This is a genomic window from Saccharopolyspora galaxeae (assembly GCF_016526145.1).
Lineage (GTDB): Bacteria > Actinomycetota > Actinomycetes > Mycobacteriales > Pseudonocardiaceae > Saccharopolyspora_C > Saccharopolyspora_C galaxeae.
On sequence record NZ_JADDUE010000004.1, the window covers coordinates 36531 to 55318 of the forward strand.

The 18788-nt window shown below is 71.7% G+C and carries 18 protein-coding genes and 1 pseudogene; 5 read left to right on the forward strand and 14 right to left on the reverse strand.

From position 1 onward, the window contains the following. Positions 1-29: 29 nt before the first annotated feature. From lgt to INP57_RS10595, 6 genes are all read right to left on the reverse strand, one after another. On the reverse strand, positions 30-1232 hold the full coding sequence (lgt, locus tag INP57_RS10570) for a prolipoprotein diacylglyceryl transferase (protein ID WP_200069974.1): 1203 nt from the start codon (positions 1230-1232) through the stop codon (positions 30-32). 88 nt (positions 1233-1320) lie between these two features. Continuing rightward, a complete protein-coding gene (gene trpA, locus INP57_RS10575) occupies positions 1321-2118 on the reverse strand; it encodes a tryptophan synthase subunit alpha (RefSeq protein ID WP_200069975.1) in 798 nt (265 codons plus the stop codon). Next, the gene (gene trpB / locus INP57_RS10580; RefSeq protein WP_233627332.1) at positions 2115-3446 is read right to left on the reverse strand and encodes a tryptophan synthase subunit beta; all 1332 of its coding nucleotides are present in this window, start codon (positions 3444-3446) and stop codon (positions 2115-2117) included. The genes trpA and trpB overlap by 4 nt, the downstream gene beginning before the upstream one ends. A gap of 71 nt (positions 3447-3517) precedes the next feature. Next, positions 3518-4327, reverse strand: coding sequence for an indole-3-glycerol phosphate synthase TrpC (trpC, locus tag INP57_RS10585; protein WP_200069976.1), 810 nt, complete (start codon positions 4325-4327; stop codon positions 3518-3520). A 278-nt stretch (positions 4328-4605) separates the two neighbouring features. Then, positions 4606-5205, reverse strand: a complete 600-nt coding sequence (locus tag INP57_RS10590; protein ID WP_200069977.1) for a Trp biosynthesis-associated membrane protein — start codon at positions 5203-5205, stop codon at positions 4606-4608. Next, positions 5183-6787 (reverse strand): anthranilate synthase component I, encoded by a 1605-nt coding sequence (locus INP57_RS10595; RefSeq protein ID WP_200069978.1) that lies wholly within the window; start codon positions 6785-6787, stop codon positions 5183-5185. The genes INP57_RS10590 and INP57_RS10595 overlap by 23 nt, the downstream gene beginning before the upstream one ends. A gap of 85 nt (positions 6788-6872) precedes the next feature. Here INP57_RS10595 and INP57_RS10600 point away from each other — a divergent pair, with 85 nt between their 5' ends. Beyond that, complete coding sequence (locus INP57_RS10600) at positions 6873-7568, forward strand: TetR/AcrR family transcriptional regulator (protein ID WP_307850008.1); 696 nt, start codon at positions 6873-6875, stop codon at positions 7566-7568. Here INP57_RS10600 and hisI read toward each other — a convergent pair. From hisI to INP57_RS10635, 7 genes are all read right to left on the reverse strand, one after another. Beyond that, positions 7523-7873, reverse strand: coding sequence for a phosphoribosyl-AMP cyclohydrolase (gene hisI, locus INP57_RS10605; RefSeq protein ID WP_200069980.1), 351 nt, complete (start codon positions 7871-7873; stop codon positions 7523-7525). The genes INP57_RS10600 and hisI overlap by 46 nt on opposite strands. Further along, positions 7870-8643, reverse strand: a complete 774-nt coding sequence (gene hisF, locus INP57_RS10610; RefSeq protein ID WP_200069981.1) for an imidazole glycerol phosphate synthase subunit HisF — start codon at positions 8641-8643, stop codon at positions 7870-7872. The genes hisI and hisF overlap by 4 nt, the downstream gene beginning before the upstream one ends. 20 nt (positions 8644-8663) lie before the next feature. After that, positions 8664-9395, reverse strand: coding sequence for a bifunctional 1-(5-phosphoribosyl)-5-((5-phosphoribosylamino)methylideneamino)imidazole-4-carboxamide isomerase/phosphoribosylanthranilate isomerase PriA (gene priA / locus INP57_RS10615; RefSeq protein ID WP_200069982.1), 732 nt, complete (start codon positions 9393-9395; stop codon positions 8664-8666). A gap of 63 nt (positions 9396-9458) precedes the next feature. Continuing rightward, complete coding sequence (locus tag INP57_RS10620) at positions 9459-9659, reverse strand: hypothetical protein (protein WP_295139312.1); 201 nt, start codon at positions 9657-9659, stop codon at positions 9459-9461. Beyond that, positions 9656-10303 carry an imidazole glycerol phosphate synthase subunit HisH gene (hisH, locus tag INP57_RS10625; RefSeq protein ID WP_200069983.1) on the reverse strand — a complete coding sequence of 216 codons (648 nt, stop codon included), beginning with the start codon at positions 10301-10303 and terminating at the stop codon, positions 9656-9658. Before hisH ends, INP57_RS10620 begins: the two co-directional genes overlap by 4 nt. 110 nt (positions 10304-10413) lie before the next feature. Continuing rightward, the gene (locus INP57_RS10630; protein ID WP_233627333.1) at positions 10414-11328 is read right to left on the reverse strand and encodes a transketolase family protein; all 915 of its coding nucleotides are present in this window, start codon (positions 11326-11328) and stop codon (positions 10414-10416) included. Between the two features lie 3 nt (positions 11329-11331). Continuing rightward, a complete protein-coding gene (locus tag INP57_RS10635) occupies positions 11332-12027 on the reverse strand; it encodes a thiamine pyrophosphate-binding protein (RefSeq protein ID WP_200069984.1) in 696 nt (231 codons plus the stop codon). Positions 12028-12286: 259 nt separating this feature from the next. On the opposite strand from INP57_RS10635, the gene INP57_RS10640 reads away from it, so the two are divergent. The 4 genes and pseudogenes from INP57_RS10640 to INP57_RS29480 form a co-directional block, all read left to right on the forward strand. Further along, on the forward strand, positions 12287-13879 hold the full coding sequence (locus INP57_RS10640; protein WP_200069985.1) for a CocE/NonD family hydrolase: 1593 nt from the start codon (positions 12287-12289) through the stop codon (positions 13877-13879). Beyond that, positions 13876-14826, forward strand: coding sequence for a R2-like ligand-binding oxidase (locus tag INP57_RS10645; RefSeq protein WP_200069986.1), 951 nt, complete (start codon positions 13876-13878; stop codon positions 14824-14826). Before INP57_RS10640 ends, INP57_RS10645 begins: the two co-directional genes overlap by 4 nt. Before the next feature lie 200 nt (positions 14827-15026). Next, positions 15027-16343, forward strand: a complete 1317-nt coding sequence (locus INP57_RS10650; protein ID WP_200069987.1) for a PucR family transcriptional regulator — start codon at positions 15027-15029, stop codon at positions 16341-16343. A gap of 8 nt (positions 16344-16351) precedes the next feature. Next, a pseudogene (locus INP57_RS29480) lies at positions 16352-17557 on the forward strand (MFS transporter); the annotation flags it as partial. Between the two features lie 98 nt (positions 17558-17655). Here the strand turns inward: INP57_RS29480 and INP57_RS10655 are convergent. After that, entirely contained in the window at positions 17656-18774 is a 1119-nt protein-coding gene (locus tag INP57_RS10655; protein ID WP_233627334.1) for an alpha/beta hydrolase, read from the reverse strand. Between the last annotated feature and the right edge of the window lie 14 nt (positions 18775-18788).

Sequence of the window (18788 nt, forward strand, 5' to 3'; positions counted from 1 at the left end):
CAGGAAGCCGAAACGACCCGCACGCCGAGTCAGTCCCGCTTCTCCCCCGCGCCGTCGGCTTGCTCGGCCGCGGATTCCTCGCCCACCACGGACTTCACGGAGAACGTCTCCGAGTGGGGCCGGCCGTCGGCGAGTTCCGCATCGCTGGCTTCCGCATCGCGGCCCGAGCCGCTGGTTTCCGAGTCGCTGGTTTCCGAATCACCGGACTTCGAGCCGGATTTCGAGTCACCGGACTCCGAGCGGCCGGACTCGTCCGCGGGAGCTTCCGCCGCCTCGTCCGCCGCGGGCTGCTTCGCCCCGCCGGACGAGCCGTCGTCGTAGTCGTCGTCACCGGGCAGCGGTTTCCCGCGCACCGTCTCCGGATCCTCCCGCTTGCCGCGCACCAGCACCAGGTACAGCACGGCCAGCAGGAACACGACCACCGAGGTGAACACGTTGATCCGGATTCCGAGCAGGTGCGTGGCCTGGTCGGTGCGCATCATCTCGATCCACACCCGACCGGCGGTGTAGCCCGCGACGTAGAGCGCGAACACCCGGCCGTGCCCCATCCGGAACTTGCGGTCCGCCCACACCAGCAGAACCGCGATGAGCAGGTTCCACAGCAGCTCGTACAGGAACGTCGGGTGCACCACGGCCACCGGCGCGGCCTGGTCGATGGCGTGCCCCGCGATCGGGTCCGCCAGCCCGCTCTCCGGGTCGATGCGGCGGTAGATCTCCAAGCCCCACGGCAGGTCGGTCGGGCTGCCGTAGAGCTCCTGGTTGAACCAGTTGCCCAACCGGCCGACGGCCTGCGCGGTGATCAGCCCGGGTGCGACGGCGTCGGCGAACGCGGCCAGCGGGATCCCGCGGCGGCGGCACCCGATCCACGCGCCGACCGCGCCGAGCGCGACCGCGCCCCAGATGCCGAGGCCGCCGTTCCAGATGTAGAGCGCCTCGACCGGATTGCGGCCCGGGCCGAAGTACTTGTACCAATCCGTGGCCACGTGGTAGAGCCGTCCGCCGATCACGCCGAACGGCACCGCCCAGACCGCGATGTCGACGACCGTGCCCGCGCGGCCGCCGCGCGCCCGCCAGCGGCGCTCCGCCCAGATGATCGCCACCACGATCCCGGCGACCAGACACAGCGCGTACGCGCGCAGCGGGACCGGGCCGATGTACCAGACGCCTTGCGCCGGGCTGGGAATGTTCGCCAGGAACGGGGTCGCCGAGGCGGCGAGGCTTGGGACGCTCACGACGCACACCGTATCGGTCCGCCCGCGACCCCGGAGTCGCGGTCCGCGCACGTCACGAAACGGTCACGCGCGCGCGTGCTGATCGGCTTCAGCGGGAGCGCACGCCCTCGCCCAGCTCGGCGGCGAGTTCGCGCACGCCGTCGGCCCCGTCCCGCTCGGCGCGGCCGATGAACGCCGAGCCGACGATCACCGCATCGGCGAACCCGGCGACTTCGGCGGCCTGCTCGCCGGAGCGCACCCCGAGCCCCACGCCGATGGGCAGGTCGGTGTGCACCCGGGTGCGCCGCACCAGCTCCTCGGCCTTGTCGCCGACGGTCTCCCGCGCGCCCGTCACGCCCATCACGGAGGTGGCGTAGATGAACCCGGAGCTCGCCTTGGCCGTCATCGCCAGCCGCTGCTCCGTGGACGACGGCGCGACCAGGAAGATCCGGTCCAGCCCGTGCGCGTCGGTCGCGGCGATCCAGTCCTCGGCCTCGTCCGGCACCAGGTCCGGGGTGATCACGCCGAGCCCGCCTGCGGCCTTCAGGTCCCGCGCGAACCTGTCCGGTCCGTACTGGTGCACCGGGTTCCAGTAGGTCATCACCACCGGGTGCCCACCGGAGCCGGCGACCGCGGAGACCACGCCGAACAGGTCCCGCACCCGGAAGCCGTTGCGCAGCGCGGTGTCACTGGCGGCCTGGATGGTCGGACCGTCGATGACCGGGTCCGAGAACGGGATGCCGATCTCGACGATGTCGCAGCCCGGCCGGTCCGCGGTGCCCGACAGCATCGCCGCCAGCAGCTCCTTCGAGCCGTCCACCGTCGGGTAGCCCGCGGGCAGGTAGCCGATCAGCGCGGCCCGGTTCTCGTCGCGGCACGCCGCGAACACTTCGTGCAGGCCGCTCACCGCGCCGTCCCCTCTGCGTCGTCCCCGGTGGGCTCGTCCCCGGCGGACTCGTCCGCGACGGGTTCACCGGTCTGCTCGTCGACCAGCCCGAAGTACTTCGCGGCGGTGTCCATGTCCTTGTCGCCGCGGCCGGACAGGCTCACCAGCAGCGTCGCGCCCGGCCCGAGTTCCTTGCCCAGCTGCAGCGCCCCGGCCAGCGCGTGCGCCGACTCCACCGCGGGAATGATCCCCTCGGTGCGGGACAGCAGCTGGAACGCCTGCATCGCCTCGTCGTCGGTGATGCCGCGGTACTCGGCGCGGCCGGAGTCCTTCAGGTACGAGTGCTCCGGGCCGACACCCGGGTAGTCCAGCCCCGCCGAGATCGAGTACGCCTCGATGACCTGCCCGTCGTCGTCCTGCAGCAGGTAGGACCGGGCACCGTGCAGCGTGCCGGGAGTGCCCTTGCTCAGCGTGGCGCCGTGCTCTCCGCTGTCCAGGCCGTGCCCGGCGGGTTCGCAGCCGACCAGGCGCACGCCCGGGTCGTCGATGAAGCCGTGGAAGATCCCGATGGCGTTCGAGCCGCCGCCCACGCAGGCCAGCACCGCGTCCGGCAGCCCGCCGAACTGGTGCACCGACTGCTCGCGGGCCTCCTCGCCGATGACCTGGTGGAAGTTGCGCACCATCAGCGGGAACGGGTGCGCACCGGCGGCCGTGCCCAGCAGGTAGTGCGTGTCGGCGACGTTGGCGACCCAGTCCCGCAGCGCCTCGTTGATCGCGTCCTTGAGCGTGGCCGAACCGTTCGCGACCGGGATCACCTCGGCGCCCAGCAGCCGCATCCGGGCCACGTTCAGCGCCTGCCGCTTGGTGTCCACCTCGCCCATGTAGACCACGCAGTCCAGGTCCAGCAGCGCGCAGGCCGTCGCGGTGGCCACGCCGTGCTGACCGGCGCCGGTCTCGGCGATGACGCGGCGCTTGCCCATCCGCTTGACCAGCAGCGCCTGCCCCAGCACGTTGTTGATCTTGTGGGAGCCGGTGTGGTTGAGGTCCTCGCGCTTGAGCAGCACCCGCGCCCCGCCCGCGTGCTCGCCGAACCGCTTGGCCTCGGTCAGCAGCGACGGGCGGCCCGCGTAGTCCCGCAGCAGCCGGGCGAGCTCGTCGACGAAATCCGGGTCGAGCTGGGCCTTCTCGTACTCCGCGGCCAGCTCGTCCTGCGCGGCGATCAACGCCTCCGGCATGAACCGGCCGCCGTACGGGCCGAAGTGGCCCCGCTCGTCCGGATCGTGCCCCTCGGGCACCTGCCGGCCCGGCCGGTGCGCCCGGACGTTCCGCGCGTCGTGCACGGTGTCCATGGGGTTCCCCTCTCTCGTCGTGCCGGGGCTCGTAGTGCGGGGGCGCCGATCCGCCGCTGCGGCGCCGCGGTTCAGCGGCTGGAGCGCGGGCAGGCCGGGTGCGAGCCCGCGGTGACCAGCTGGGTCACCGCCGTGCGCGGGTTGTCGCTGGTCACCAGGCCCTCACCGACCAGCACGGCGTCCGCGCCGGAACCCGCGTAGGCCATCAGGTCGCTCGGACCGCGCACGCCCGACTCGGCCACCTTCAGCACGTCGACCGGCAGGCCCGGCGCGATCCGGCCGAACACCTCCCGGTCCACTTCCAGGGTGTGCAGGTTGCGCGCGTTGATGCCGATGACCTTCGCCCCGGCCTCCAGCGCGCGGTCCGCCTCCTCCGCGGTGTGCACCTCGACCAGCGCGGTCATGCCCAGCGACTCGGCCCGGTCCAGCAGCGCCTCCAGCGCGTTCTGCTCCAGCGCCGCCGCGATCAGCAGCACCATGTCCGCGCCGTGCGCGCGAGCCTCGTGCACCTGGTACGGGCTGACGATGAAGTCCTTGCGCAGCAACGGCGCCGAGACCTTCGCGCGCACCGAGTCGAAGTCGGCCAGCGAACCGCCGAAGCGGCGCTGCTCGGTCAGCACGCTGATCACGCGTGCGCCCGCGGCCGCGTAGTCCGCGGCCAGGTCCTCCGGCTCACCGATCTCGGCCAGCTCGCCCTTGGACGGGCTGCGGCGCTTCACCTCGGCGATCACCCCGACGCCCGGCGCCTGCAAAGCGGCGAGCACGTCGTGCGGTGGAGCCGCGGCCGCGGACCGCTGCTTGATCTCGTCGAACGAAATGGCGGACTCGCGGACGGCCATGTCCTCGCGAACGCCCTCGATGATGGTTTCCAGGACGCTCACTCGAACACCTCGCAGCGCGTGCCCCGAACACTCGCCCGCAAGTCCTGAACATCGTCTATCGCGCAGATGAATTCATTGCGCTCGATCACGACACTCCCCTTCCCGCCGTGCCGGTCGCATGGCCGATGCTAACCCCGCGCGCTGCGGCGCCCGGCCGAGGGGTCGGCACAACGTCCCTGCACAGCAAGGACCTTCGTCCCTTGCCAGCACCGATCGCGGGAGGGCGCCCGGCACCCGGACGCGCCGGAACCGGTGCCGGGACCACGGCGGGTGACGGCTCACCGCTCGTCGGTAGGGTCCGCTCCCTCGTCCAGGGCCTCCCAGAGCCTTTTGTCCGGATCACGCGATTCGCGGCGCGCACCGGGCGCGGAGTACCTCGAGCCCATCGCGGGCATCCGCTTCGCGCGCGCCGCCACCAGCAGCCCGGCGTTGAGCAACGTCAACGCGGCCAGGCCCATCAGCAGCGGGCCGAACGGGATCGGGTCCGGGACGCCGATCGGCGCGCTGTTCGGCGGCAGGTTCGGCGGCGTGAAGCCGAAGTCGCCGTCGAGGTGCCACGACACCGCGCGCCACACCAACAGACCGCCGCCGAGCACGGTGATCCCGCCGATGATGCGCCGCATCCAGCCACCGGTGGCCAGCACCGCGGCGATCCCAGCCAGCGACGCCAACGCCAGCGGCACCAGCTCCGGGCGCACCATCGAACCGGTGGCGCCGGACTGGACATCGCCGGAGTACGGGGTGCGGAACGTGGCGCTGACCCAGCTCAGCGCGCTGGAACCCCACAGCAGGCCGGCGCTGAGCAGCATCAGCAGCACGACCACCAAGAGCAGCCGCGGCGAAGTCGTGCGCTGCTCAGACGCTTGCTCGGTCGTCAACCCGCTCCCCCGCGCTCACGCCGGTGTCCGGCTGGTCCGGCTGGTCCGGCTGATCCGGGCGGCGCAGCGTCTGCGCGGTGGCGACCGCGCCCAGCACCGCCTTGGCCTTGTTCAGCGACTCCTGGTCCTCGGCGACCGGGTCCGAATCGGCGACGATGCCGCCGCCCGCCTGCACGTACGCCCGGCCCTCCCGCACCAGCGCGGTGCGGATGGCGATGGCGGTGTCGGCGTCCCCGGCGAAGTCCAGGTAGCCGACCACGCCGCCGTACTGGGCGCGCCGCGTCGGCTCCAGCTGCTCGATCAGTTCCAGCGCGCGCGGCTTCGGCGCCCCGGACAACGTCCCGGCCGGGAAGCAGGACGTGACCGCGTCGAACGCGGAGCGGCCCTCGTCCAGCGCGCCGGTGACCGTGGAAACCAGGTGCATCACATGGCTGTAGCGCTCGACCCGGAAGAACTCCACGACGCGCACCGAACCCGGGCGGCACACCCGCCCCAGGTCGTTGCGGCCGAGGTCCACCAGCATCAGGTGCTCGGCGCGTTCCTTCTCGTCGGTGCTGAGGTCCTTCTCCAGCCGCGCGTCCTCGTCCTCGTCCGCGCCGCGCCAGCGGGTCCCGGCGATCGGGTGCGTGGTCGCCTGCCCGTCGCGCACCGTCACCAGCGACTCCGGGCTGGAGCCGACGATGTCGAACGGCGCGCCGCCGTCCGGGTCGGCCAGCCGCAGCAGGTACATGTACGGGCTCGGGTTGGTGGTGCGCAGCACCCGGTAGATGTCCAGCGAGTCGGCCGTGGTCGGCATCTCGAACCGCTGCGAGACCACCACCTGGAACGCCTCGCCCGCGCGGATCGCCTCCTTCGCGGATTCCACCGCCGCGTAGTGCTCCTGCGGAGTGCGGCGGCGCTCGAAATCCGGCTGCGGGCGGGAGAACGTCGCCACCGTCGGCTCGGACGGCGTGCACAGCCGCGCGGCCATCGCGTCGAGCCTGCGGACCGCGTCGTCGTAGGCGGCGTCCACCCGTTCCGGGCTGTCGTCCCAGTTCACCGCGTTGGCGATCAGCGTGATGGTGCCCTCGTGGTGGTCCAGCGCGGCCAGGTCGGTGGCCAGCAGCATCACCAGTTCGGGGATTCGCAGGTCGTCCTCGGTCTCGTCCGGCAACTTCTCCAGGCGCCGCACCGCGTCGTAACCGAGGAAACCGACCATGCCGCCGGTCAGCGGCGGCATCCCCGGCAGCGGTTCGGTGCGCAGCAGTTCCACCGTCTCGCGCAGCGCCTGCAGCGGGTCGCCGCCCGCGGGCAGGCCGACCGGCGGGGTGCCGGTCCAGCACGCCTCGCCGTCGCGCACGGTCAGCGCGGCGGGGCTGCGGACACCGATGAACGACCAGCGCGACCAGGAGTGCCCGTTCTCCGCGGACTCGAACAGGAACGTGCCCGTTTCCTCGCCCGCGAGCTTGCGGTACACCCCCAGCGGGGTCTCGTCGTCCGCGAGCAGCTTGCGCACCACGGGGATCACTCGCCGACCGGCGGCGAGCTCGCGGAACTCCGCGCGGCCCGGGGTGGTGCTGCCGATGTCGCCGTCACCAACCATGCCCGTCATTGTGCCGACCCGGCCGGGGCCGCGTCGCAGCGCCCGCTCTTTGCGGCCGGGACCGCGCGGCGGGAAGGATGGCGCGGTGAGCAGTGGCATTTCCGCGGACGACGGGCGCGCGGGACAAGACGGGCGCGCGAAGCGGCGCGGGCGCAGGCGCGGCGGCGAAGACACCCGCGCGGCGCTGATCGACGCAGCGCGCGAGATCTTCGCCGAACACGGCTACAACGACTCGACCGTGCGGGCCATCGCCACCCGCGCCGGCGTGGACCCGGCGATGGTCAACCACTGGTTCGGCGGCAAGGAAGCCCTGTTCACCGCCGCTGTGCAGATCCCCGTCGACCCGGCCGTGCTGCTGCCGGAACTGCTCGCGGGCGACCCGGAGAAGCTGGCCGAGCGGATCCTGCACCGGTTCCTGACCGTGTGGGACGAAGCGGGCGGCGGCGCGTTCGCGGCGCTGGCGCGCAGCGTGGCCACGCACGGCTCGGCGGTGCGGATGCTGCGTGAGTTCGTGGCGACCGTGGTGTTCGGCAAGCTCGCGCGGGAGCTGCGAATGGATCGCCCGGACCTGCGGGCGGCACTGGGCGCCACGCAGATCGTCGGGCTGGGGATGATGCGCTACGTGGTGGAGCTCGAGCCGCTCGCCTCGGCCGATCACGACACGGTCGTCGCCGCGATCGCGCCCAACCTGCAGCGCTACCTCACGGGCGAATTGGCGACCGGAGACGTGCCAGCTCAGGAAGACGGGCCGAGCAGCACGTCCGAGTCGAAGCAGGTGTGATCACCGGTGTGGCAGGCGGCGCCTTCCTGGTCGACGACCACGAGCACGGTGTCGCCGTCGCAGTCCAGCCGCACCTCGCGCACGTGCTGCAGGTGCCCGGACGTTTCGCCCTTGACCCAGTACTTCCCACGGCTGCGCGAGTAGTACGTGCCGCGCCGGGTGGTCAGCGTGCGGTGCAGCGCCTCGTCGTCCATCCACGCCATCATCAGCACCTCGCCGGTGCCGCGCTGCTGCACGATCGCCGCCACCAACCCGTCCGGGTTCCGCTTGAGTCGCTCGGCGATCGCCGGGTCCAGCTCGCTCATCGGACCGTGATCCCTTCCGCGCGCATGGCGGCCTTCACATCGCCGATCCGCAGCTGTCCGAAGTGGAACACGCTGGCGGCCAGCACCGCGTCCGCCCCGGCGTGCACGGCGGGCGCGAAGTGCTCGACCGCGCCCGCGCCGCCGCTGGCGATCAGCGGAACGTCCACTTCGGCCCGCACCGCGCGGATCATCTCCAGGTCGAACCCGGCCTTCGTGCCGTCCGCGTCCATCGAGTTCAGCAGGATCTCGCCGACGCCGAGTTCCTGGGCGCGACCGGCCCACTCGACCGCGCAGATCCCGGTGCCGCGCCGCCCGCCGTGCGTGGTGACCTCGAAACCGGACGCCGTGGGCTCGCCGCCTTCCGGCACCCGCCGGGCGTCCGCGGACAGCACCACGCACTGCGCGCCGAACCGCCGGGACGACTCGCGCAGCAGCTCCGGCCGGGCGATCGCGGCGGTGTTCAGGCTCACCTTGTCCGCGCCCGCGCGCAGCAGCCGGTCGATGTCCTCGGGGCTGCGCACGCCGCCGCCGACGGTCAGCGGGATGAACACCTGCTCCGCGGTGCGGCGCACCACGTCGTAAGTCGTCTCGCGGTCCGCCGACGACGCGGTCACGTCCAGGAAAGTGAGTTCGTCGGCGCTCTCGCCGTCGTAGGTCTCGGCGAGTTCGACGGGATCGCCAGCATCCACGAGGTCGGTGAAGTTGACGCCTTTGACGACCCGCCCCGCGTCCACGTCCAGGCAGGGGATCACACGTACCGCGACGGCCATGCCACCAGGGTAAGCGGTGCTCAGGCGACCGCGGCGAGCGCCTGCTGCAAGGTGAAGTTCCCGGCGTAGAGCGCCTTGCCCACGATGGAGCCTTCGACGCCCAGCGGCGCCAGCTCCGCCAGCGCCCGCAGGTCGTCCACACTGGACACTCCGCCGGAGGCGATCACCGGCGCCTCGGTGCGCGCGCAGACTTCCCGCAGCAGCGCGGTGTTCGGGCCGCGCAGCGTGCCGTCCTTGCTCACGTCGGTGACCACGTAGCGGCGGCAACCGGCCGCGTCCAGCCGCGCCAGCACCTCCCACAGGTCGCCGCCGTCACGGGTCCAGCCGCGCGCGGCGAGCCGGTGGCCCTGCTCGGTGATCCGCACGTCCAGCCCGACCGCGACCTGCTCGCCGTGCTCGGCGACCACGCGGTCGGCCCAGTCCGGGTCCTCCAGCGCCGCGGTGCCGAGGTTGACCCGGTCGCAACCGGTGGCCAGCGCGGCCTTGAGCGAGTCGTCGTCGCGGATGCCGCCGGAGAGCTCGACCCGCACGTCCAGCCTGCGCACCACGTCGGCCAGCAGCTCCCGGTTGGAGCCGCGGCCGAACGCGGCGTCCAGGTCGACCAGGTGGATCCACTCCGCACCGGCGCGCTGCCAGGCCAGCGCGGCCTCCAGCGGGTCCCCGTAGGAGGTTTCGGTTCCGGCGGCGCCCTGCACCAGGCGCACGGCCTGGCCATCGGCCACGTCAACGGCGGGAAGCAGCGTGAAAGTCACGTGCTCATTGTCGTCGGGCTCGCGAACGGATCGCCCGCCGGGGCACCGGGCTCGGGACGTCGCTCACAGCTTGCGGCGGGACGAGCGCGCGGCCGCGATGATCGGCACCGCCAGCGCGAGCACCGTCAGCACCAGGATCAGCCAGCCCGGCACGCCCGCCTGCACCAGGTAGGTGGAGCTGAACCCGGCGACCACGCCGATCGCCAGCAGCAGGGCGACCACGCGCGCCGCCCCGCGCGGATGCATCAGCCCGTGCCGCCTCACAGCGACACCAGCCAGTTCCGCAGCAGCTGCGCTCCGGCCTCGCCGGATTTCTCCGGGTGGAACTGGGTGGCCATCAACGCTCCGTCCTCCACCGCCGCGATGAACGGGCCGCCGTGCTCGGCCCAGGTCACGCGGGCCGGCGCGATGCTGCCGGACTGCCGCGCCGCCGAGCTTTGGGACATCTCCCAACGCTGCGCCGCGAACGAGTGCACGAAGTAGAACCGGGTGCCCGGCTCCACGCCCGCGAACAGCACCGAGCCTTCGGCCGGGGCGACCTCGTTCCAGCCCATGTGCGGCAGCACGTCCGCGTGCAGCGGCTCCACCGCACCGGGCCACTGCCCGCAGCCGTCGGCTTGCACACCGTGCTCGACCCCGCGGTCGAACAGGATCTGCATCCCGACGCAGATGCCCAGGACCGGGCGGTCGCCCGCCAGCCGATGATCGATGATCTTGTCGCCGCCCGCCGCGCGCAGGCCCTCCATGCAGGCCGCGAACGCGCCCACGCCGGGCACGACGAGACCGTCGGCCTCCGTCGCGGCTCGGTGGTCGGAGGTGACCTCGACGTCCGCGCCCGCGCGTGCCAAGGCGCGCTCGGCGGAACGGAGATTGCCGGACCCGTAGTCCAGTACGACGACGCGTGCCACGCCGCCAGGCTACCGGTCGGCTCATCGGACGCGGCCGGCTCATCGCATCCGCCGTCACCGCGGCCGCGGCTCCCGCGCCACCCCCAGCGCCGGCGCGGGAACCCGAGCGGTCACAGCGCGAGGAACTTCCGGATCGACTCGTTCAGGCCCGTGGGGCTCAGCCCGTGCGCGGCCTCGTGCTCCTCGGCCGTGCCGTAGGCGCGCAGCTCGGGCTCGCGCCGCACGCCCAGCGCGAGCAGCCGGTGCGGCACATCGGGCAGCGCGTCACCGACGGCGTGGCTGGACGTGCCGCTCAGGTACGGCTCGACCAGCACGACGTCCGGCGTCGAAGCCAGCGCCGCCGCCCGCAGGCCCGCGGAGTCGAACGGCCGGATGGTCGCCGCGTAAAGCACCGTGACGTCCATCAAGGCGGTGGCCGCGAGCACCGGCCGCAACATCGGTCCCACCGCGAGCACAACGCCTCCCCCGCCCTGGCGGACCACGCGGAACCCGGGGCCGGTGGGCAGCGCCTCGTCGTTCTCCCGCTCGGTCAGCCGCAGGTAGACGCGGTCGTCCCCGCGCAGCGCAGCGGGCAGCAGCTCGGCGACCTCCTGCGGATGCCCGGGAACGTGCACGGTCCAGTCCGGCAGGGTGTCGATCAGCGCCACATCGCCCGGGCCCATGTGCGTGCGGCCCGCGTCCGGGTAGTCGTAGGAAGCGCCCGTGCTCACCAGCAACGCCCCGCTGCCCTGGTGGTTGATGTCCAGCTTGAGCTGCTCGAACGGCCGCTCCAGCAGGAACGGCGTGATCGTGTGCAGCACGGGGCGCATCCCGGCCAGCGCCAGCCCACCGGCCACGCCGACCATCGCCTGCTCGCGGATGCCCACGTTGAGCACCCGGTCCGGATGGCGTTCGGCTGCTTCGGTGAAGCGGTCCATGGAGATGTCGGCCAGCACCACGGCCAGTCGGGGATCGCGCTCCAGGGCCGTGCTCACCACGTCGGTGAACACCTCGCGCATCGTCTTGGGCGGCATCGTGCGGGCCATCAGTCAGTACTCCTTCGCTTCGACGCGGGCGATCACCGCGAGCGGGCGGTCCGGGCGGGTGTCGGTGAGCGCGGCGTGCAGCGCCTCGTGGTCCCGGCCGTCGACGGAACGCGCGGCCCAGCCTTCGCCCGCGAAGCGCTGTTCGATGCCACCCGGCCAGCCGTAGGACGACGAGGAGTTGTCGACCACGACGGTGGTGAGGTTGCCGAGCCCCCGGCGGCCCGCCACGGCGATGGCTTCGTGGTTGCTGCCCTCGTCGAGCTCGGCGTCGCCGACGAGCACGACCACGCGCGGCCCGGTGCGCCCCTGGGCGCGCAATCCCAGCGCCGTGCCCAGCGCCAGCGGTAGCCCGTGCCCGAGCGAGCCGCTGCCGATCTCCACGCCGGGCGCCAGCACGCGGTCCGGGTGGAAGCCGAGCGGAGAGTCGAACCGGCCCCAGCGGTCCAGCTCCGCCGGATCGAGGATGCCCTTGGCGGCGAGCACCGCGTAGTAGGCCATCGGGCCGTGGCCCTTCGACAGCAGGAAGCGGTCGCGCTCGGGGTGGTCGATGAGCTCCGGGCCGATCGCCAGCACCCGGTCGTAGAGCACCCACAGCACGTCCAATGTCGAGGTGGCCGCCGGCGAGTGCTTCTCGTCCCCGGCCATCCGCCCGATCAGATCGGGCAGGTCGGCGTAGCCGAATTCGGTCGCAGTAGTCATGCCGCGACTCTGATACTTATAGTTAACTTGAAGTCAAGCTATCATCCGCGACCTCGGAGAGCTGATCTTTTCCCCGCGTTGAGCCGTTTTCCGCTGGATGTTGTCAGTGCGATGACAAAAACATCCACTTCGGACGAACGCGCAGGACGGTCGCCGCACACGTGATCCGGATGGAGTATTGCCGCCGGACCTACTGCGAGTAGCTTGGGATTCCGCCGGACGCGCTCCGGTCCCTCCGCCCGGCGACGAAAGGCTTGCCATGCCCCGCGCCTTCCCCGGAACTGCCGCGATCCTCGCGCTGACGACGACGGCGATGCTGTGCACCGCGGCGCCCGCATCCGCGGGCCGGACGCACACCCGGCTCGTGGAGATCGCCGCGCACGACGGCACTCCGCTGGTAGCCGCGGTCTGCGAACCGGCCGACCCCGGACCGCACCCGGCCGCGGTGCTCGTGGCCGCTTGGGGCGGCGGAAGCACGCAGAACATCGTGCCGTGCGAGAACTTCGCCGCCCGCGGGTACGTCGCGGTTTCCTACGGCACCAGGGGATTCGGCGAATCCGGCGGCCAGGTCGAGGTCGGCGGGCCGGACGACGTCGCCGACGTCTCCGACGTGATCGACTGGACGCTGGCCAACACCGATTCCGATCCGGCGCGGATCGGCGTGGGCGGGATCTCCTACGGCGCCGGGATCGGTCTGCTCGCCTCGGCCTCCGACCCGCGGATTCGGGCGGTGGCGTCGATGAGCGGGTGGGCGGACCTGGTCGAGTCGCTGTTCGGCAACCGCACCAGGCGCGCTGCGGTGGCCACGGTGCTGCGGATCTCCGGCGAGAAGGACGGCGACCTCTCCCCCGAGACCCGGGAGATGCTCACCAAGTACATGTCCGGCGAGGACCGGGAACGCGTGACCGAATGGTCGCGAGTCCGCTCACCTTCCTCCTATGTGGACGGAATCAACGCGAACCGCCCCGCGGTGCTGATGCTCAACACCTGGAGCGAGACGGTGTTCCCGCCCGCGCAGCTCGCCGAGTTCCAGCACAGGCTGCGCACCCCGAACCGGCTGGAGCTGATCCCCGGCGAACACGCCGCGGCCGAGACCAGCGGACTGCTCGGGCTGCCCAACGACGCCTGGAACGACACCTACCAGTGGTTCGACACGCACCTGCGCGGCGCGCCCGCGCCACCGAGCGCGCCGGTCGTGCTGCAGCCCAGAGGTGCCACCGACCGGCCGCGCGAGCAGTACCCGGACTGGAGCGCGATCAGCGACCGGACCGAACGGTTCTTCCTCTCCGGCGAGGAAGAACTCACCGCCGACGAACCCGCGGACTGGTCCCGGACCATCCGAAGTGGACGCGACACGGTGGCGAACGGCGGTGTCCCGCTGGTGACCTACACGCTGGAAGCGCTGACCGGGAACCCGCCGACCGCGTTCCTGCCCGCCGTCGACCCCGCCGCGGGCGCCAAGTGGACCAGCCCGCCGCTACCGGAACCCCGCGTGTTGCGAGGAAGTCCGCACCTGCGGATGAGCGCGGTACCGCCGGCCCCGAACGGCATGCTGGTCGCCTACCTCTACGACGTGGACGCCACCGGCACCGGACGGATGATCTCGTACGTGCCGTACTCGTGGGAGAACGCCAAGCCCGGCGAACCGATCACAGTGGACACCGACCTCCCGCCCACCGCTTACGACGTGCCCGCCGGGCACCGGCTCAGCTTGGTGGTCGACACCGAGGACCCGCTGTACTTCCTGGACGACAACCCGCCCAACGCACCGCTGACCTTGCAGAACCCGCCGGCGCTGGAGGGCCCGGCGACGCTGGACCTGGCGCTGCAGGACGGAAAGGAGCAACCGTGACCACCACCGAACACCGGCCGGGCGGTACCCGGATCAACCCGGACTCGCTGCCGTACCGGTTGTGGCACAAGGGACATCGCAAGTTCTGGGACCCCGCAGCGATCGACTTCTCGCAGGACGCCCGGGACTGGCAGCAGCTGACCGACCGCCAGCGGTTCGCCGCGACGCTGCTGTGCGCGCAGTTCATCGGCGGCGAAGAGGCCGTGACCGAGGACATCCGCCCGTTCGTGCAAGCGATGGTGGCCGAGGGGCGCCGCGCCGACGAGCTCTACCTGAGCCAGTTCATGTTCGAGGAAGCCAAGCACACCCAGGGTTTCCGCCGCTGGCTCGACGCGGTCGGCGTGCAGCAGGACCTGCACCCGCACGTCGCGGACAACCCCGGCTACCGCGCGATCTTCTACGAGGCGCTGCCGGAGGCGCTGCACGCGCTGTCGGCCGATCCGAGCCCGGCGAACCAGGTGCGCGCGTCGGTCACCTACAACCACCTGGTCGAAGGCGTGCTCGCGCTGACCGGCTACTTCCTGTGGAACAGCACGTGCGAGCGCTTCGGCATCCTGCCGGGGATGCGCGAGCTGATCCGGCGGATCAGCGAGGACGAGCGCAGGCACATGGCGTGGGGAACGTTCACCTGCCGCAGGCACGTCGCCGCCGACGACTCGACCTGGGAGGTGGTGACCGAGCGGATGGACACGCTGCTGCCGCACGCGATCGGCCAGATCGAGCACGCCCTCGGGCGGTTGGAGGGCGATCCGTTCGAGATGCGCATCGAGGGGCTTTTCGAGTACGCGGCCGACCGCGCCGCCCGGCGGATCAAGGCGATCGAGTCGGCCCGCGGGGTCCCGGTGGAGCGGATCGACGTGGACCAGGCGCCGGAGCGGCTGGAGGAGGAGTTCGGGCGGGAGGACGAAGCCGCGTTGCGCGAGGAGGCTTCCGCGGAAAACAATTAGACGAATATCTTTCACGTTGCCTGCGCTCTACTTACTTTCGTATTCACTCGAATTGACGGTTGGATGCTGCGCGGAAGATCACTAAAGTCCCTACTCGCGAGTAGGTAGATGTTCGGCGGCGCACATCTCCCCCGAGCCGGACTCCCGGTCCCCGAGCAGGACTCCCGGACACGGCGCCGCTCCGGCACGGAAAGAGAGCCATGCTGACGACGGCGAATCATTCCCAGGCGGCAACTCCCGACTCGGCCGATCCCAAGGCCCCCGGACTGTGGGCGGCGTTGCCGAGCGACCTCGCGCCCATCCTGCGGCCCGAACTGCGCAGCCTCGCGGCGCAGATCCTGGAGGAGATCCAACGCCGGATCCCCGAATACGCGCGGCCGATGGATCACAACTACGTGCACGCCATCCACCGCGGCGTCGAAGAGGCGCTGAGCCAATTCGTCGACCAGATCGCCGACCCCACCGCCCCGCAGGAACGCTGCGCCGAAGTGCACCGCGCCCTCGGCAAGGCGGAAATGCACGAAGGGCGCAGTTTGGACAGCTTGCAGGCCGCCTACCGGCTCGGTGCGCGGCTCGCGTGGCGGCGCCTCGCGCGGATCGGCGAACGCGCCCGGGCCGCGCCGCGAACGATGCTGCTGCTCGGCGAAGCCATCTACGCGCACATCGACGAGCTCGCCGCGCTGTCGGTGGAGGGCTACGCCGAAGCCCAAGCCCGCGCGGCGGGCACGCAGGCGCGCAGGCGGCGCAGGCTGCTGGAACTGCTGCTGTCGGATCCGCAGCCACCGCAACAGATCCTGGAAGAGACCGCATCGGCGGCGCAGTGGCCGCTGCCCGGCAAGGTCGTGGTCGCCGCGCTGGAACGCTCCGAACAGCAAGAGCCGCACACCAACCCGCTGGCCCGCTGGGAGGCGCTGGTCGACCTGGAATGCGCCCAGCCGCACCTGCTGGTGCCGTGCACCCAGGACGAGCCGCACGACCTGCCGTGGAACGACCAGCTCGCCGGCTGGCGCGTGGTGATCGCACCACCGGTGGAGATCCGGCAAGCGCCGCACGCGCTGCGCTGGGCGCGGCGGCTGCTGGAACTGGCGGGCAACGGCGTGGTGCCCAACCGGCCGGTGTTGCGCTGCCGGGACCACCTCTCGAGCCTGCTGCTGCTCAGCGACGAGAACCTCACCCAGGAGATCGTGCACACCCGGCTGGCGCCACTGGAGAAGCTCAAGGCCAAGCAGCAGGTGCGGCTGGCGGAAACGCTGCTGGCATGGCTGCAAACCCGCGGCGGCGCACCGGAAGTGGCGCAACGGCTGCAAGTGCACCCGCAGACCGTGCGATACCGGATGCACCAGCTCGAAGACCTCTTCGGCGAAGACCTGAACGACCCGCAGGCCCGCTTCGAGCTGGAGGTGGCGCTGCGCGCCGCGGGACGGTTGCTGCCGTACGGGGCGCTGCGCGGCGAAACGGTCGACAAGCCGACCGAACCCCTGCGCAAACCCGAAGATCCGGAGGGCGGAGTCACGTGAGCGACGCGATGCAGGCCCCTGTCCGCCAGGCGCCGGTGTTGCTCGCGCTGGGACTGGCCGGGTTCGTGACCGCGCTGGACAACAACATCGTCAACGTCGCGCTGCCGACCGTGCAGGCGGAGTTGGGGGCCACGGTCCCGCAGCTGGAATGGATCGTCAGCGGCTACGTGCTGGCGTTCGCGAGCCTGCTCATCATCGGTGGGCGACTGGCGGACCTGGCGGGGCGCAGGCGGATTCTGCAGCTCGGGCTGGCGGCGCTGATCGTCACCTCGGTCACGGCCGGGTTCGCCGAGACCGCGCCGGTGCTGATCGCGGTGCGCTTCGCGCAAGGCGCATCGGCCGCGCTGGTGATGCCCGCCGCGCTGGCCGTGCTGGCCGCCGACATCACTCCGGCGCGGCGCGAGCTGGCCGCCGGGATCTGGACGGCGTCGCTGGCGGTGGCGCTGGCGCTGGGGCCGGTCGTCGGCGGTGTGCTCACCGAACACCTGCACTGGAGCTGGATCTTCTTCCTGCACCTGCCCGCCGGGCTGCTGACGATGGCGCTGGTGTGGTGGGGACTTCCGGACGTGCGGCCGGAACCGATGCCGTTGCGGCACTTGGACCCCGGGGGGCTGGCACTGTCCACAGTGGTGCTCGCGGCGGGCAGTTTCGCGCTGGTGGAGGGCCAGAGCATCGGGTTCGGCCAGCCGATCATCATCGCGGCCGGAGCGGTGACGCTGGCGGCGATTCCGGTGCTGGTCGCGGTGGAGCGGCGCGCCGCCGAACCGATGTTGCACCTTTCCCTGGTGCGCAACAAGGTCTTCGGCGGCGGCACGATCGCGCAGGTGCTGTGGGGCGTGGGGGTCAACGGGACGCTGCTCTACACCTCGTTGTTCCTGCAGGACGTGCTCGAACTCTCGCCCAGCGCGGCCGGAATGGTCTTCGTGCCACTGGCCGGGCTGCTCGTGCTGTGCGTACCGTTCGTGCCGCCGCTGAGCGCGCGGTTCGGCGCGCGGTGGACGGTGACCGCCGGAATGGTGCTGGTAGCGCTGGGATTGTGGCTGCTGGCCGGTTCCGGGCCCGGCACCACGGTGGCGGCGTTGATGCCCGGGCTGCTGTCGATCGGCGTCGGCTCGGCGTTGATCACCCCGTTGACCTCCGAAGTGCTCGGCGCAGTACCGACCGGCAGCGCGGGCGTGGCCTCGGCGATGATCAGCGCCGCGCGGGAGGCGTCCGGAGTGCTCGGGATCGCCGTCGTGGGCGTGGTGCTTTCGTTGACCAGCGACGCCGCATCGGCATCGGGCGCGGCGGCCGACGCCGCCTACTCCGCCGGTTACTCCGCGGGAATGCGGTTGGCCGCCGGGTTGGTGCTGCTAGGGGCGTTGGCCACGGCGTTCGCGCTGGCTCCGGCCAAGCCGAGGCGGTCGGCGAACATCGGCCAAGAGCGGTGCAACTCCCGTTCCCAATAAGGCCAATCGTGCCTACCGGCACCGTAATAGTGCTCGGTGACCGCGATTCCCATCGCCTTCAGGCGCGAAGTCATCGCCAGCGAAGTCGACAGCGCCGACGGCTCCAGCGAATCCGGTAGCGCCCCCGGAGCGTCCAGCGGGCCGGGCAGGCCGTTGCCGCAGGAGACGTAGAGCGCGGTGCCGCGCAGCTGTTCGGCGTGGTCGAAGGGATTTCGCGCGGACCAGGTGGGGTGGTCCAGCACGGCACTGCCCCACATCGCCAGCGGGTCCTCCCCCTCGCGCACCAGAATTCCCTGCACCACACCGGGAACGCCGGGCTGCAGGGTGTTCAGCAGTCCACTGTAGGAGGCCGCGGCGCGGAACATGCCGGGGTGGCGGAAGGCGTAGGCGAAGGAGCCGTAGCCGCCGACGGACAGGCCGGCGACCGCTCGGCGGTCCCCGGCGCCGTAGTCGCGCTCCAAGATTCCGCGCAGTTCGCTCAGGTGGAACGACTCCCAGTCCGGTTCACCACCGGCCCACCTGGTGTAGAAGCCGGCCGGGCCACCACTGGGAATCACGGTGAGCACGTCCTTGTCCGACATGAACCGCTGCACGTCGGTGAAATTCGTCCACGCCCGGTAATCCGCGTCCTCGCAGCAGCCGTGCAACAGGTAGAGCACCGGCCAAGTGCGGTCCGGATGCTTCTTCCAGCCGCGCGGCAGCAGCAGGCGGACGGGTGCGCTGGTGCCCAGAGCGGGCGAATAGATCAGCAGGTCGAGGGTGCGCGCGTCGAGCCGGTTCTCCTGCAGGACACTGGGTTCGGCGGCAGGATTTGGTGCGGTGGCAGGACCGGGTTCGGCGGCGCCGGATTTCGCAGCACCGGCCACTTCGGACGACGCGCCGACGACGGCCTCGGCGGGTGGCGTCGAGGCCCCCGTCGAGACCGCCAGGGCGCCCACCATCGACATGGTCAGCGACGCGCGCCACCACCGTCCACTGTTCATTTGTCGTGCCTTTC

What these genes read in the sequence shown, in the direction of transcription:
- INP57_RS10650 (WP_200069987.1), top strand. Translation starts at nt 15,027, where the DNA reads ATGCTGACGACGGCGAATCATTCCCAGGCGGCAACTCCCGACTCGGCC.
- hisI (WP_200069980.1), bottom strand. Translation starts at nt 7,873, where the DNA reads ATGAGCGAGCTGGACCCGGCGATCGCCGAGCGACTCAAGCGGAACCCG.
- hisF (WP_200069981.1), bottom strand. Translation starts at nt 8,643, where the DNA reads ATGGCCGTCGCGGTACGTGTGATCCCCTGCCTGGACGTGGACGCGGGG.
- INP57_RS10655 (WP_233627334.1), bottom strand. Translation starts at nt 18,774, where the DNA reads ATGAACAGTGGACGGTGGTGGCGCGCGTCGCTGACCATGTCGATGGTG.
- INP57_RS10635 (WP_200069984.1), bottom strand. Translation starts at nt 12,027, where the DNA reads ATGACTACTGCGACCGAATTCGGCTACGCCGACCTGCCCGATCTGATC.
- INP57_RS10640 (WP_200069985.1), top strand. Translation starts at nt 12,287, where the DNA reads ATGCCCCGCGCCTTCCCCGGAACTGCCGCGATCCTCGCGCTGACGACG.
- INP57_RS10595 (WP_200069978.1), bottom strand. Translation starts at nt 6,787, where the DNA reads ATGGTTGGTGACGGCGACATCGGCAGCACCACCCCGGGCCGCGCGGAG.
- trpB (WP_233627332.1), bottom strand. Translation starts at nt 3,446, where the DNA reads ATGGACACCGTGCACGACGCGCGGAACGTCCGGGCGCACCGGCCGGGC.
- INP57_RS10630 (WP_233627333.1), bottom strand. Translation starts at nt 11,328, where the DNA reads ATGGCCCGCACGATGCCGCCCAAGACGATGCGCGAGGTGTTCACCGAC.